This is a genomic window from Bacteroidota bacterium (assembly GCA_030706745.1).
In the GTDB taxonomy this organism is placed as follows: domain Bacteria; phylum Bacteroidota; class Ignavibacteria; order Palsa-1295; family Palsa-1295; genus PALSA-1295.
The window spans coordinates 36,210-51,174 of sequence record JAUZNX010000016.1 but is presented as its reverse complement, the minus strand read 5'-3'; the positions used below and the strand labels follow the sequence as shown (position 1 = coordinate 51,174).

At 54.8% G+C, this 14,965-nt stretch carries 15 protein-coding genes and 1 tRNA gene; 3 read left to right on the top strand and 13 right to left on the bottom strand.

Features of this window, described 5'->3' with window-relative positions:
* Positions 1-58: 58 nt before the first annotated feature.
* Both Q8902_14185 and Q8902_14180 read left to right on the top strand, forming a co-directional pair.
* A complete protein-coding gene (locus Q8902_14185) occupies positions 59-3,322 on the top strand; it encodes a two-component regulator propeller domain-containing protein (protein MDP4200708.1) in 3,264 nt (1,087 codons plus the stop codon).
* 38 nt (positions 3,323-3,360) lie between these two features.
* Positions 3,361-3,987 carry a response regulator transcription factor gene (locus Q8902_14180; protein ID MDP4200707.1) on the top strand — a complete coding sequence of 209 codons (627 nt, stop codon included), beginning with the start codon at positions 3,361-3,363 and terminating at the stop codon, positions 3,985-3,987.
* Positions 3,988-4,457: 470 nt separating this feature from the next.
* Here the strand turns inward: Q8902_14180 and Q8902_14175 are convergent.
* The 13 genes from Q8902_14175 to Q8902_14115 all read right to left on the bottom strand — a co-directional run bounded on the left by Q8902_14175 (position 4,458) and on the right by Q8902_14115 (position 14,207).
* A tRNA-Leu gene (locus tag Q8902_14175) sits at positions 4,458-4,541 on the bottom strand.
* A 145-nt stretch (positions 4,542-4,686) separates the two neighbouring features.
* Positions 4,687-5,163 (bottom strand): transcription elongation factor GreA, encoded by a 477-nt coding sequence (greA, locus tag Q8902_14170; GenBank protein ID MDP4200706.1) that lies wholly within the window; start codon positions 5,161-5,163, stop codon positions 4,687-4,689.
* A 140-nt stretch (positions 5,164-5,303) separates the two neighbouring features.
* A complete protein-coding gene (locus tag Q8902_14165) occupies positions 5,304-6,554 on the bottom strand; it encodes a bifunctional 3,4-dihydroxy-2-butanone-4-phosphate synthase/GTP cyclohydrolase II (protein MDP4200705.1) in 1,251 nt (416 codons plus the stop codon).
* A gap of 161 nt (positions 6,555-6,715) precedes the next feature.
* Positions 6,716-7,015 carry a preprotein translocase subunit YajC gene (yajC, locus tag Q8902_14160; protein ID MDP4200704.1) on the bottom strand — a complete coding sequence of 100 codons (300 nt, stop codon included), beginning with the start codon at positions 7,013-7,015 and terminating at the stop codon, positions 6,716-6,718.
* Between the two features lie 110 nt (positions 7,016-7,125).
* Positions 7,126-7,608 carry an NUDIX hydrolase gene (locus Q8902_14155; GenBank protein MDP4200703.1) on the bottom strand — a complete coding sequence of 161 codons (483 nt, stop codon included), beginning with the start codon at positions 7,606-7,608 and terminating at the stop codon, positions 7,126-7,128.
* The gene (gene tgt, locus Q8902_14150; protein MDP4200702.1) at positions 7,592-8,728 is read right to left on the bottom strand and encodes a tRNA guanosine(34) transglycosylase Tgt; all 1,137 of its coding nucleotides are present in this window, start codon (positions 8,726-8,728) and stop codon (positions 7,592-7,594) included. Before tgt ends, Q8902_14155 begins: the two co-directional genes overlap by 17 nt.
* On the bottom strand, positions 8,729-9,361 hold the full coding sequence (locus Q8902_14145; GenBank protein ID MDP4200701.1) for an ABC transporter ATP-binding protein: 633 nt from the start codon (positions 9,359-9,361) through the stop codon (positions 8,729-8,731).
* 8 nt (positions 9,362-9,369) lie between these two features.
* Positions 9,370-9,912, bottom strand: a complete 543-nt coding sequence (locus Q8902_14140) for an acyl-CoA thioesterase (GenBank protein MDP4200700.1) — start codon at positions 9,910-9,912, stop codon at positions 9,370-9,372.
* Entirely contained in the window at positions 9,909-10,706 is a 798-nt protein-coding gene (bamD, locus tag Q8902_14135; protein ID MDP4200699.1) for an outer membrane protein assembly factor BamD, read from the bottom strand. The genes Q8902_14140 and bamD overlap by 4 nt, the downstream gene beginning before the upstream one ends.
* A 39-nt stretch (positions 10,707-10,745) precedes the next feature.
* A complete protein-coding gene (locus Q8902_14130; GenBank protein ID MDP4200698.1) occupies positions 10,746-11,255 on the bottom strand; it encodes a hypothetical protein in 510 nt (169 codons plus the stop codon).
* 41 nt (positions 11,256-11,296) lie between these two features.
* On the bottom strand, positions 11,297-12,520 hold the full coding sequence (locus tag Q8902_14125; protein ID MDP4200697.1) for a Glu/Leu/Phe/Val dehydrogenase: 1,224 nt from the start codon (positions 12,518-12,520) through the stop codon (positions 11,297-11,299).
* Between the two features lie 223 nt (positions 12,521-12,743).
* Complete coding sequence (locus tag Q8902_14120; protein ID MDP4200696.1) at positions 12,744-13,628, bottom strand: nitrilase-related carbon-nitrogen hydrolase; 885 nt, start codon at positions 13,626-13,628, stop codon at positions 12,744-12,746.
* A gap of 168 nt (positions 13,629-13,796) precedes the next feature.
* Complete coding sequence (locus Q8902_14115) at positions 13,797-14,207, bottom strand: heavy metal-associated domain-containing protein (GenBank protein MDP4200695.1); 411 nt, start codon at positions 14,205-14,207, stop codon at positions 13,797-13,799.
* Positions 14,208-14,489: 282 nt separating this feature from the next.
* Here Q8902_14115 and Q8902_14110 point away from each other — a divergent pair, with 282 nt between their 5' ends.
* Complete coding sequence (locus Q8902_14110) at positions 14,490-14,843, top strand: DsrE family protein (GenBank protein MDP4200694.1); 354 nt, start codon at positions 14,490-14,492, stop codon at positions 14,841-14,843.
* Positions 14,844-14,965: the final 122 nt, after the last annotated feature.

Below are 14,965 nucleotides of genomic sequence, written 5' to 3'. Positions count from 1 at the left end.
GAAACGGGTCCTTCCGAAATCTCCGCACCCGTTCCTTCGGTTTAACATTATTCAGGCGATGATTGGAATGTTGGTTCAAGTCCAATTAGCGGCATCACGATGGAGCGGCCACCCTTGGTGGTTCGTGCTGCTCGCCTTCGTAGTATTCTCGCTCGATACCAGCCAAACCTCCGCTCAGGAGAACACTCGGTCATTTCGGCATCTCGGGACTGCGGACGGACTCTCGGAAGGACGCATCACATGCATGCTTCAGGATAGCAAGGGCTTCATCTGGATCGGGACCTTCCATGGGCTCAATAAGTACGATGGCTATTCCTTCAAGCAGTACTATGCGCTTCCGCATCATCCGGAAGGGCTCCAAAGCAATGTGATCACCGCGTTGTGTGAGGATAGCTCCCATACCATTTGGGTCGGGACACGCGACGGTGGTCTCTACTCGCTCGACCGGCGAACCGATCGCGTTCAACGTTATACTCATAACTCCAACAACCAGAACTCACTTAGTTCGAACGACATTTCCGCGATCCTTTGTGACTCCAAACGCCGCCTCTGGGTAGCAACATATGGCGATGGACTGTATTACTTCGATCGGACGAGCGGCTCGTTCACAAGATATCCGTACCTTCCTGCGATGGTCCTGATGTCGCATGCAGCCGATCCCCGAGATGTGAGAATTTTCGAAACCGATAGCGGGAACATCCTCATCAACAGACCAGGCGTGCTGATGGAGTTCAATACGAAGACCGAGTTGTCACGGCTTGTCAGCGACGCTAGTGCCACGGTGTGGCCTTTACGCAAGGGTGAAGGCTATCTCTTTCTCGAGCGCGGAGCACACGAGCGATTGATTCTTCATGCGTCCCGCAGCCTCATAGAATTTCGGTTGACAGCTGGCTGGGGAATGTCCAACCAAAATCCAACCTTCATACTCCCCGATGAATTTGAAAGCAACGGGACCACAAACCGAACGTCCTATATCTTGGGGACATCGAGAGGGTTGTATATCTTCGACGTGGCGAACCATTCCATCGAGCCGTTCCAAACGGGATTGTTGGAGCCAGTCAACTCATACGACAATGTGTTTACGTGCGGACTGTGGGACCGCCAGGGGCGCTTGTGGATTGGCAGCTTTAATGGCCTTTACGCGCTGAACAAGGATGCGCTCGTGTTCAAGAAGCACCGCTTGCAAAGCGGGATGAACCAGGGTAGGACGATGCGTGCTTCGGTTGCTCCACAGACCATCCGGTCACTTTATGTCGATCATCAAGGCTCGCTCTTTGCAGGCACGCTGTCCGGCCAACTCTTCGCATGGTCCGCGCGAGATCATGAGTTCCATCTTGAGGGGAGACCCTCAGTCTTTCAGGGTCCGAATCCTATCAACTGTATCGTTCAGGACTTCGCGAGAAACACATGGTTTGGAGTGACGGCAGGACCGTTCTTTGTTCGAGCCGCAGGCCACCATGCACTCTTCTCACTGACGGATCACAGGACGCCACGGAATTTGCAGATCTCATCGTCATTTCATCCGCGGAGCGGGCGGGGGGTACTTCCACCTGCAACCTGTGGCTATGTCGTCTATTGCGATCGAAAGGGACAGCTTTGGTTTGGAAGCGGGGTGCCCATGGACAAGAATGCTGCAACGCTGCACAGCTATGACCCTAGGAGTGGAGCATGGGTATCGTATTCATACCCCGGTTCGGAGGTCGGCCACAACGGCTTGCACGGTGTCTACGCGATTCTGGAGGACCATCTGAACGATCTTTGGATTGGGACCGCGGAAGGGCTCTTCCGGCTCGATCGAACGACGAGAAGATTCACCTCTTTCACCTATGATCCAGCCGACGAATACAGTCTGAATTCCAATTCCTGTTCGACGCTGTTTGAAGATTCGCGCGGGCGATTGTGGATTGGATCCTGGGGTGGGGGGCTGGATCTCTTCGACCGTGAGAGCGGCCGCTTTCGGCACTTCACGGAAAAGGACGGTCTGTCCAGCAACATCATATACTCCATGCTCGAAGACAAGGCTGGAACCCTGTGGATCGCAACTGGCCGAGGGATAAGCCATTTCAATCCCGATCTTCGTACGTTCAGCAATTATGATATCGATGACGGATTGCTGGACAATGAATACCAGCCGAGCGCCGCGGCGATGTTGCCGACAGGCGAAATGTTCTTTGGAGGTAATCATGGTGTTACGAGTTTCTTCCCAGAGCGGCTGGCGCATAAGGCTCCAAAAGCACCCCTGGCAATCACGTCATTCAACGCCGCGTACTCGCCAGTTGCGAGTGAATTGGTGGATGGCGATACCATTACACTTGCGTACGACCAGAATGATCTCTCGTTCGAATTTGCCTCTCTCGATTTTGCGAGCGCCGCCAAGGAACGCTATGCCTACATGATGGACGGGGTCGATCACGATTGGGTCCAGTGCGGCAGTCGCAATAGCGGATCGTACAATAATTTGCCGCCGGGCCACTATCTCCTACGAATCAACAGTGCTAATGCGCAGGGATTCTGGGATGCCCGGGGAATCGGCATCAATGTGTTCATTGCCACCCCGTATTGGGAATCGTGGTGGTTCGAACTGCTCGTGGGGTTTACTTCCATTGCTTTGGTACTCGCCTGGGTCCAGCGGCACCGCACGCTCGAACGCGCAAATCAACACATGATCGATCGTGCCCTGGAACAAGAGCGCGTCAACATCGCCGGCGAGTTGCATGATGGCCCCCTTCAGGATCTTTATGCGACCAGGTTTCTACTCGAGGGTGTGGCAGCGAACGAATCGGATGAGATTAGACACGAGACGCTTGGCACACTGCTAAAGAAAGTGCGTGGAGAATTGCGGGCTGTTACGGGTGAGCTGCAACTTCCACGATTCGAGCAAGGGCTTGTGCAAGAGCTGGCGCAGTTCATCGAGAGCTTTGAAGAACAGAATCCACATCTTAAGATCGCCACCGAGATGCGTCCGGAGCCGAACCAACTGCCCCTGATCGCGCAGCAAAACCTCTTCCGTATATTCCGCACCGCGCTGGCGAATGTCAAGAAGCATGCGGAAGCTTCGGAGGTCCGCGTGCGATTCGCGGGGGAAGGCACCGGGTGCACGCTGGAAATCATCGATGACGGTCGAGGATTCGATGTTTCTTCCACGTTCAAGGCGATTGGATCGGGCAAGCGATATGGGCTCATCCTGATGCAAGCGTATGCGAATGAGATAAGAGCCAGACTTCAAATCACCTCCACGCGCGGCAAGGGGACGCGAATTTGTGTTACTTATTTGAGGCGTAAACCGTTTTGGAACCGTTATGTTTTGAATCGAAAGGCCTGAGTCCGGCCTGAATGTTCCCCCACAAACAACCCTGAGTTATGGTCCGAGTCCTCATCGTGGATGACCACGAAATGGTACGCAAAGGAATTAAGTCATGGCTCGATGCCGAGCCGGACATCGAAGTTGTGGCCGAGGCCAATCGTGGCCTCGATGTTTTTGCGAGCATCCGGTCGTTCACTCCCGATGTCATCGTACTCGATCTACACCTGCCGGATAAACACGGACTCGATGTGATCCGCGAACTCCGCGCGATTGGCGACACGACGCCGATCCTTGTCATGACTGGCTACCAAAAGCAGCGCGCCCGTGCCGTGCTCGAGGCTGGCGCCAATGGATTCCTGATCAAAGAAGAGAAACGCGAGCGCATCATTGAGGCCGTCCGATGGGCCGCGCTACGGGAGGAGGGGGCGTGGATTAGCCCGACCACAGCTGCGGAATTGGTCCAGACTGACTCCGCCATCGAGCAGGCACATCTCACAAACATGGAATTGAAGGTGCTCGGCCTCATCGAGCAAAGCAACGCCGTGATCGCCGAGAAGCTGTTCCTCAATGAGGGGACCGTGAAGAACCACGTCTCGAATATCTACAGCAAACTCGGAGCGACATCTCGCACGGAAGCAGCATCCTGGGCTCGCAAACAAGGCATCCTCGAAACCAAGTCGTAGGCAATTCAGCGCATTTTTGTTCTTGCACCAACCGTGATTTCAGTCACGGTTTTTTTATGACCGAAAGCGATAGAAGCATGACCGAAGACACTGTCTTTTCACGACCGATCTGGTGTTGGATACACGGTCACGACAACTCCTTACAAAGGCTATTCCCTCTACGGAATTACCTGCACTTCTCGAATGGAACACTTCGATGAAGATGGGACCATTCGAATGCTTGCGTTCTATATGCGAACCGGCAAAGAGTATTTGGGACAGTATTTGGAGATCTCGAATGTTAGGATAATCTTGGTGCTCTCCTACCGAGTGTCGGGTGGATGCATCAAAATCGCTTGCTTGCATTTCCAACTCTTAGGAACGCCTTCGTGGCGTTCTCAGGCTCACGCTGGCAAGCGGGGTTGTGGGACATTCAATTCAGCGCATCTCAGCCAGGCTCGTTGAGCCACTCGCTCGTTGAAAAATGCTTGTGCCCGAGGCCGGACTCGAACCGGCACATTATCGCTAACGGCAGATTTTGAGTCTGCTGCGTCTACCAATTTCGCCACTCGGGCCAGATACTTGAACCAGGATTACACGAATGATGCGGATTACCGGATTGATTCTAACTTTCTGGAATCCGCATGTGAACGCGTAAACAATTCAAATCCGAAAAATCGTCCGCGAAATCCGACCTAATCTGCGAAATCCAGATTCTTTCTACCTTCCGATTTCTTTAACCTTAAAATTCAGCACTCCGGCCGGTACCTTGACCTGAATGCCATCGCCGACGCGCTTGCCCATGAGGGCCTTGCCGATTGGAGAGCTCATGGAGATCCGGCCATTGTCAAAATCGGCTTCCTCCTGGGAGACGATCTGATAATCACTTTCTTTGCCAGTCTTCTCATTAATGACCGTGACGCGCGTCATAATGCCAACTTTGTCGATGGAGATATTGCTCTCATCAATGATCGTGGAGCGGCCAAGGATTTCCTCCATTTTTCGAATGCGGAGTTCGAGCAGGCCTTGTTCTTCCCGCGCCGCATCGTACTCGGCATTCTCCGAGAGATCGCCGTGCGAACGGGCCTCGGCAATGCGCGCCGCGATATCGCGACGTCCATAGACCTTCAGCTTGCGCACCTCCTCCTCGATTTCGGCGAGGCGCTGCCGCGTAACGTAAATCTTGCCTTGTTCCATAAATGGGAAAATGAACCGGAGCCTAAGTGACAAAGTGCTGAGCATGGGAATGCGATCTGCCCCATGCTCAGCACATCTGATGCAACCACGGTTGCCTCAGAGTTCTTAGCATTTCGCAGCCCAAATCTGTTCCCGGAGCTTTAGGGTTGCTCTGGCTCGTGAGCCGGGGCGGTGCCGTTCGTGGGCAGCAGTCCGCTTTGCGTGAGCATGTGTCCCAATTTCACGCGCTTCGTTTCGAGGTAGTGTGCATTCCGTAAGTTCGCGGGGATTTCGATGGGGACGCGTTCGACGATTTCGAGGCCGTAACTGGATAAGCCGACGACTTTCTTGGGATTATTCGTCATGAGGCGCATCTTCTTGACACCGAGGTTTGCGAGGATCTGCGCGCCCAGACCATAATCCCGCAAGTCGGCCTTGAAGCCAAGCGCCTCGTTCGCTTCGACTGTATCCTTACCTTCCTCCTGCAATTTGTATGCACGGAGTTTGTTGACGAGTCCAATTCCACGACCTTCCTGACGCATATATACGACAATTCCACGGCCGGCCGCTTCGACCATCATCATTGCTGCATGCAGTTGGTCCTGACAATCGCAACGGAGCGAGCCCAGCGTATCGCCGGTAAAACATTCGGAGTGAACTCGTACAAGTACAGGATCGCCATTGCCGACATCGCCCTTGGTCAGTGCAATGTGCTCTTTGCGGTCGACCTTGTTCTCGTAGAGATGCAATCGAAACTCGCCATACTCAGTCGGCAGCGCGACCTCGACGACTTTTTCCATCAAATGCTCACGGTGCATCCGATAGCTAATCAGGTCTTGAACGCTAATGATCTTCAGCTTGAACTCATCCGCAATCTTCTGCAGATCGGGAAGGCGTGCCATCGAGCCATCGTCATTTATGAGTTCGCACAGGACCGCGATGGGTTGGAATCCCGCCATCCGCGCAAGATCGACGGCAGCTTCAGTATGACCGGCGCGGCGAAGCACTCCTTCATCGACCGCGCGCAGTGGAAAGATATGCCCTGGGCGGGCGAAGTCGCGGCCTTTTGATTTCGGATCGGCGAGTGCGAGAATCGTTTTGGCGCGATCCTCGGCAGAAACACCGGTCGATGTCCCTTGTAAGTAATCGACGCTGACGGTAAACGGCGTACCATGTCGCGCTGTGTTGATCTCGACCATCATCGGCAGATCGAGTTCTGCCGCGCGTGCTTCGGTCAGCGGCGCGCAGATAATCCCGCTGGTCCGGCGCAACATGAACGCGATCATCTCCGGCGTTACGGTCTCGGCGGCAGCAATAAAATCGCCTTCGTTCTCGCGGTCTTCATCGTCCACAACGATGACGCCACGCCCGGCACGGACATCGGCAATCGCTTCTTCGATTCGGTGCAGCATCGTCTTTAGTGGATGAGTAACGAGTGATGGGAAACTGGTAACGCGTGACGCGAAATGCTCAACGCGAAATGCGTAGCCCGGGATACGTCGAAGTAGATGGAGGCTTTGTGTGTTCGGAGTTTCATGCTCGTGACTCGCTACTCATCGCTCGTTACTCGTAACTACGAAGCGTTCTTGGATGTGACATTCGTGACGGCCGATTTCTCGAATCGCATCTTCGTATTCTCAGCGACCTGAACGAGAATCGTGGTGTCTTCGACCTGGGAGACGGTGCCGTGGATACCACTCGACGTCACGACTTTGTCGCCCTTTTCCATCTTACTGATGAGTGCTTCGCGCTCTTTCTGACGCTTCTTCTGCGGGCGGATCAGGAACAAATAGAAAACGGCCACGATCAGAATCAGTGGCAGAAATTGCATGATGGGATTCGTCTGTTGTCCGGGGCCCGCTGGGGGAGACATCAGAAGTGAGTGGAAGCTAAGTAAATGGAAGAAGTTGGTCATAATGCTTAGTTTATGGGGTATCAGAGGCGCCGATTATCGAGCCACAGAAAACAGCAGGCCGGACCGAATCATTCAGGAAGCCCGTCTCGCTCTGGGCTGTTATCGGACCACGCCTCATCGAATAACTTCAGAAAACCCTTCGGGAGAAATATCTCATCGGCGGCGCGAATCTGCTCGTAACTCCACCAGCGAACATCAACAATACCTTCATCCGGATCGGCGTTGAATGCTTCTGGTTGACCCAAACAACGCGCAAAGAAATACTCGGCGTGCATCAGATGCGGCGAGCCGGCGAAGATCAGCTCCTTTTCCAAAACATAGAGCCGTCGCCCAACCTCGGTGACTGTTACGCCAGTCTCTTCGAGTACTTCTCGCGCAACGGCCTGCTCGTAGGTTTCACCAGGCTCGATGCCGCCGCCGGGCAGTACCCAATAGTGCAGAATCTCCGGCTCCGCGGGGTTGACGGGTTCGGTATCCTCATACTTGACCAGCAAGACATGTCCGGCTTCGTTGAGGACAAAACCGCGAGCCTGATTACGAGTTCTCATCATTCGATAGATACAGATGTCGAAATTCTGGGAGCCAATCGCTGAACGATCCATTCAGGATTCTCACTCTCGCTTCCTGTACCAGCTGTTCGTAAAATGCTACGTTGTGCATTGTGGCCAGCGTAAGTCCAAGAATTTCGTTCGAGTTGATGAGATGCGCGAGATACGCTTTCGAGAAGTTCTTCGATGCGTAGCTATTGGTCTCTTCATCGATGGGGGAGAAGTCCTTCTTCCATTTTGCGTTGCGCATGTTCAGTTTGCCGCGCCGGGTGAAGATCTGCCCATTCCGCGCGTTGCGTGTGGGAAGGACGCAATCGAACATATCGACACCGCGCGCGATGGATTCGAGCAAGTCCACTGGCGTGCCGACGCCCATCAAATAGCGCGGCTTCTCTGCGGGCAAGACGTCCGTTGTCCAATCGGTGACCTGATACATCGTCTCGTTTGGTTCGCCGACAGCGAGACCGCCGATCGCATAGCCATCGGCGCTCAGATCAATCAACTCGCGGGCACAAGCCTCTCGCATGACTCGGTCCGTGCCGCCTTGCACGATGGGGAAGAGGGATTGCTCGTACCCGTGCGCGCCCGATGTTTTTGCCAGATGCTCCATGCTGCGGCGCGCCCAGGCAATCGTGCGTCGTACGGCCTGCTCGATCACGTCTGGCCTGGCATTCGATGGCGGACACTCATCGAGCGGCATGATAATATCTGCGCCGATAGCTCGCTCGATCTCAATCACTTTCTCCGCCGTGAAATAATGCGCGGAGCCATCGAGATGACTCTTGAAGTGAACGCCATCGTCGGTTGTCTTCCGAAGATCGGCGAGTGAGAACACCTGGTAGCCGCCAGAATCCGTCAGGACCGAGCCTTGCCAGTGTGCAAAGCGATGAATCCCGCCGGCTTCGGCGATGACTTCCGTGCCGGGCCGCAGATACAAATGATAGGCATTCGCGAGGACCATACGCGCGCCCGTCTCCCATACGTCTTTTGCAGTAAGCGCCTTTACGGTGCCGAGTGTCCCGACCGGCATGAAGGCCGGCGTGAGGATTTCGCCGTGCGCAGTTTGAACGCGACCCGCGCGGGCTTTCGTGGTGCTATCTGTTTTTTCGAGCGTGAATTGCACTTATGCTGGCTCTAATCGGACTTCGCGCTGGGTGATCCCACGCTCGCGTGCGTCATTGGTTGCGACAAACACAATCGCGCCCCGTGCTGCCGCGGCAATGGCATGTTCGAGTACAGCGACAGTACCAGGTTCATCGAGATTGGACGTAGATTCATCGAGTAGCAACGCCGATGGCTCACCGGCAAAGGCCATCGCACATCGGACGCGCTGCTTCATGCCGGAGCTATAGGCCCGCAGCCGGCGGTCGCTCTGGCCAATAGCGGGGTCGAGACCAAATCGCGTTAGAATGTCCAACGCATCATCTGCCGCGATTCCCAAGCCTTTGAGGTCCATGACGAGCTGTACATGCTCGACGGCACTCAGTTCGTCATACAGTTCGAGATACGGTGCGACAAATCCAAGCCGGGTGCGGATTGCGTCGTGATCGAGTTTTGTCTCGCCCGCAAACCAGGTGCAAGTCCCTTTGGTGGGGCTCAGCACATCGGCGAGAATTTTCAGGAGCGTGGATTTTCCGGCGCCGTTGGGTCCGGTGATAGCGATGATCTCACCGGGAGCTGCCTCGAACGAAACGGGCTTCATCACCGGACGAGCGGCGTAGCGCTTGACCAGGCCCGATGCAACGATGCGAAGCATACTCACGATCAGCGGTCGGAATTCCGTTCGTTTTGTTCGCGGGCCACCAGTTCTTTGCGCTTCCGCAACCGTTGTTCGCGGCGCTCTTCGGCAGCGAGGAAGCGTCGCATCTCGTCTTCGCTTTGCGCTTCGATGGCCGGGACCGGCACGGCATGACCGATCTCGTCGATCGCCACGAATGTCAGGTATGCCGAACTCACATGGCGCGTGTCGCCGGTCCGAAAATCCTCGACAATTGCTCGAACACCGACTTCCATCGAGGTGTGAAAGGCACGGTTCACGCAGGCGCGCAGGCGGACGACCTGCCCGAGCTTGACCGGCCCCAAAAAACTCATTTCGTCGATGCTGGCGGTGACACAAATGCGGCCGCTGTGACGCTGCGCGCTAAGCGCCGCGGCAATATCGACCCAGTGCATCAGCCGGCCGCCGAGCAGATTACCAAGCTGGTTGGTATCGTTCGGCAACACGATCTCGGTCATTTCCACGTGCGAGGCCTTCGCCAACTTCGCCGGCATCGGCGACGCAGTAGTCAGGTGCGGGGAGTGCATCATTGATTTGGCAACTTGGAGCGGAGCTTGAGCGCGCGCTGGCGCTGGTCCGTGGTAGCTTCGCGCAGGTACTTTGCATCAAACGCATCAAGTGCTTGCTTTGCCTCCTCCATTTTCTTTCGATCGAATTGGATTTCGGCAATGCGAAGTTCGGATTCCGGCGCGTACCGGGTATCGTAATAGGAATCCAGCACCCGATTATAATAGACGAGCGATGATTTCGGATCGTCGAGCTTATCATATAATTGAGCGGCGAGAATAAATTTCTCCGCGAGCTTCGAGCGAATATCGATGATCCGCTTCTGGGCGCTATCGATCAACGATGGCGGGGCCTTGGGATAGTCCCGCAGGAAGATCTGATATTCACTCAGCGCGAGTGTCGTATAGGATTGGTCCAGATCCGGTCGAGGAGAGATCTGGTAGTAGCTCTCGCCGGCCATGTACTGCGCACGCGATGCATAGGGCGAATTGGGGTAATTGCGACGGACGGTATGAAAATCAAGCGCGGCACCGCTGAACATGTCGGAATTGAACCGAGCCATCGCTTCGAAATAGGTCGCTTCGGCCGCAATGTTCGAGGCTGGCGACTGAACCCTCACCTCTTCAAACAGCCGAATGGCCTCGGGCCAGTCTTCCTTCGCATACGCGGCCTTGCCGTCCGTAAAAAGCTTGTCGGCGGTGCCCACCGGTGTGGGTTTCGCCATTTGATCGCTGCCGGAACCGCAACCGAACAGGAAGAAGGAGAGGAGAAACCCGGCAAGACCGGTATATAAGGTATGGGTGCGAGTGTAGTTCAAAAGGCTTTTCGTAGAATGGCTCGGATGCGCGAACATCCGCTAACCCCGTACCAGAAAGAAGAGTGCAACGATCACGGCCGCGCCAATGACGACGAGTGCCGGTTCCAACGTTCGCGACCAGAAACTGGTCGAGGGCTCGTCCTCGATCCGAACGTATGGATCGCGTCCAGCGGCAATGCCATCATATTCGCGATCGGTCAACGTGATTCCGTAATTCGCAGACAACGAAAACGTTTTTGAAGTCGGATTCCCCGGTCTGAGAAACGCGCCCGTGAAGCTGACATATAGGTGCGCCGTATCCGTTCGTTTTCCACGGATCGTCGCCGTGAGTCTTTCGATATAAAACATCGGAAGGCAAATTCCAACCGGTTGCGGGAGAAGGTCCAGCAAGGGTCGAAGACTTGTATCGCCTGTCACGATGAGGGGTCCACTCGCAAGTGGCTGGATGAGCGCCGCCAGAGATGTTGCAACCATGCTGTCCGCATGACCGATTTGCGTTGCATGACTAAGCTGTGAAGAAGCCGCCTCTGGCGAGGCGGCTTCTAACATAAGTACAACAACGATAGCAGTCCAGCGGAGCACGGAAGGTCTTATCCGTAAATGCCGCGGAGCCGGAGCGTCCGAGCGACCTTATCGATCGCAAGGATGTATGACGCGAGCCGTAGCGAAACCTTATGCTTGAGCGATGTCGCATAGACTCGGTCAAAGGCCGAGTTCATTGCGGTCGCCAAACGGCTGTTAACATCTTCGAGCGTCCAATGGTAGCCGCCACGGTTCTGGACCCACTCGAAGTAGCTGACCGTCACGCCGCCGGCATTCGCGAGAATATCCGGTACGACGAGAACGCCTTTCGATTCGAGAATTGGATCGGCGCCGGCAGTCGTCGGGCCGTTTGCGCCTTCGACGATGAGTTTCGCCTGAATGTTGTGCGCGTTGCGCTTGGTGATGCGGTCTTCGCGTGCGGCCGGTACGAGCACATCACAATCGAGCGTCAGGAGCTGCTCGTTCGTGATCCGCTCGGCATCCGGGAAACCATCGAGCATGTGCCCGTGGCTTTCGGCGAACGCGATTGCCTTTGCGATGTCGATTCCGGCATCGTTGTGATACGCGCCACTAATATCGGAGATGCCAATGATCTTCGCGCCTTGCTCCGCAAGGAGTTCGGCAGAGATGGATCCGACGTTGCCGAACCCTTCGACCGCGACGGTCGCTTGCTTCGGGTTGATGCCGAGTTTCTCCATGGCGCGCAATGCCGAGTGCATCACGCCACGTCCGGTCGCTTCGCGGCGACCCAGGCTGCCACCGAGTACGATCGGCTTGCCAGTCACGACACCCGGCTCCGTGCGCTTCACGTGCATGGAATAGGTATCGAGGATCCAGGCCATAATCTGCTCGTTCGTGTTCACGTCCGGTGCCGGAATATCGCGGTCTGGTCCGAAGACATCGAGCATGTTCGCTGTGTAACGCCGCGTGATCTTTTCGATCTGCTGGATCGAAAGCGTACGTGGGTCGCAACGGACGCCGCCCTTGGCGCCGCCAAACGGAATGTCCACGACGGCGCACTTCCACGTCATCCACGCGGCCAGTGCTTTGACTTCATCCAAATTCACATCGGGGGCGTAACGGATACCGCCCTTGCTGGGTCCAAGAATATCGTTATGAATAACGCGATAGCCTTCGAAGACCTGGACTGAACCATCGTCCATCTGGATCGGGATCGAGACGATCACCGATTTGACCGGAGTCTTAAGGTACTCATAAATGCCTGGCTCGAGTTGGAGGATTTCGGCAGCGCGGTCGAATCGCTGCATCATGCTTTCGAGCGGATTGTCTTTATCAACGATCGGTGCGGGTTCCTTATAGACGGAAGGTAGGATATTCGGCGAAGCACTGCTGCCGTTTGGCTGCGGTTTGCTCTGCCCGTTGGTTTCGGTTCGTTTGGAGGGTAGGTCTGTTACTGTTGCCATGTATCTATCGGTTTTAGTCTGTCCCCACCGCAAAAACAGGAGGACGGTGGTCGCGTAAACACGGAAGGTTCTACTTTCTTTCCATCAGGGTCTCAATTAAATGACGGGTCAGGAGTGGCCGGTCATCGAGGAAATGTCGCGATAATTGGCGCGCCTGGCGTAATTGATCCGGATTGATCTCGCACGTGACAAAATCCTCATCGAAGAATTTGCCGCGAGCGATGGTCTCGCCCGATGGCGCAACGACTTCCGAGCCGCCCCAAAAATTCACGCCATCCTCAACACCAATGCGATTGACGAATACAAGAAAAACACTGAGCAACCGTGCATACGCTGCGTGGTGCTCGCGGTTGATCGTGTAGTTCTCTGGCTCGGGTGCCGTGAGCGCGGCCTCGCCGGTATCGAGCCGTGTCGGGCTCGCTGCGATGGTGATGATCATCTGCGCGTCATCGAGTGCCTCGACATACGGAAGTGCCGGATGCCACAAGTCCTCGCAGACGAGGAGTCCGATACGTCCGAGCCGTTTAGAGTCGAAGGCCTGAGCCTCATGTCCGCTTCGAAAATACCGGCCTTCTTCGAACAGGCCGTATGTCGGCGGATACACTTTGTGATGGGTGTGCCGCACCTCGCCAGACTCGATCAGTAGTGCGGAGTTATAGACTGCGCCACGCTCGTCCTCTTCGACGGCACCGCAGATGATCGTGATTTGCTTGGATAGCTCGAGCAACGGCTTGAGGGAGCTGGTCTGGGCGCCATTGCTCAGATCGATAGCAATCTCGAAATTCAGGTCACGGACCGTATAGCCGGAGAGCGAAAGTTCTGGAAAAATAATGGCATCGGCCTTCGCATCGATGGCCTGACGTGTGAGATCAGCGTGATGAGCGACGTTTTTCGCGACATCCCCGAGTACGGAGCCTGTCTGTGCGAGTACGATCTTCGAGGGCTTGAGAAGCACGCGTGGAAAACAGATCGCGCGTGAAAAGGTGCTGAATTATCCCAAAAATCACGAACTTTCGTCAGGCAAAGCTCTCACGCGAGGTGTATTGGCGAGTTTTTACTGGCCGAACCGCCGAAGAGGGCTCCTCGGGTCGGCGAGTAGAACTCGTCGCCACACAATGCGTGGTTACTGCAATTCCTTTCGGCAGCACTCGTCCAACGCCTCATGGGCGGCTTTATCGGCGGGGTAGTTCTTCGTGCTATATCCACTCTTCGCAATGCCCTGCTCGATGGCGGCCTCGGAGAGTGATGCGTGGTGCTTGACAATGACAAGTCCAGTACTATGATAGGCCGTGACGGTCTTGACGCCAGCGACTTTCTTAAGATTGGACTTGATGTGGGACTCGCATTGGCCGCAGACCATATCGAGCACGTGAACCGTGTCAGTGATGATCCGGCTCGTGTCCGGTTTCGATACCAATGGTAGTGTAAAAGATGCACGCGCGACCGGCGCGCTGAGAATAAAGCTGACCATGGTTAGAGCAAGTACAATAGCTCCTGATTGCCACAGCTTCTTCGAGATTGTTCGATTCAACATATTATGGTGATTGATTGACGAGTTTACACCGCCGATTCGCTGAGGGTTATCTATTCTCCCATCGCCATGGCGTAATGCATGATTGAAGTAGAACCTACGGTAGTACGTTCCCAACCGAGCAATGAGCCAATAATAATAAATACGCTCATGGTAATAGAATCTTACGCATTTTGAAGTCTCGTAAAGTTGAAAGCCGCCACCGTTCTATCAGTTCGTCATCGGAATGGATATTGGCGCGCACGCAGTTGACGAGGAGCTAATTCTAAAATAGACGTAAGTACAATGAAGATTTTGATCGTTATCAATCATGCGCCGTATGGATCCGAGAAAGCATACAATGCGCTACGGCTCGCGAATCAATTCGGGAAAGACCATCCCGAAGTCGAGGTAAGAATCTTTCTGATGGCCGATGCTGCCGCCTGCGCGATCGCTAACCAAACGACTCCGAATGGGTACTATAATATCGAGCGGATGCTGAAGCTCGCATTATCCAAGAATGCTTCGGTGAAGATTTGTGGCAGTTGTGCCGAAGCGCGCGGGATCAGCAAAGCTCCTTTGATCGAAGGTTCAGAAATCAGCACGATGGCCGAACTGACAAAATGGGTCGTCGATAGCGATAAGGTGCTTTCGTTTTAACCGCCGGTTTTAACCGCCGGTTGAAAAGGCAATTCCTTCCAAGCTGGCTGCTAATGAAAATAGCCGCAAACGACACAGCAACTGATTCATGAAAAATGAAGTACATACACGCTACATTAGTT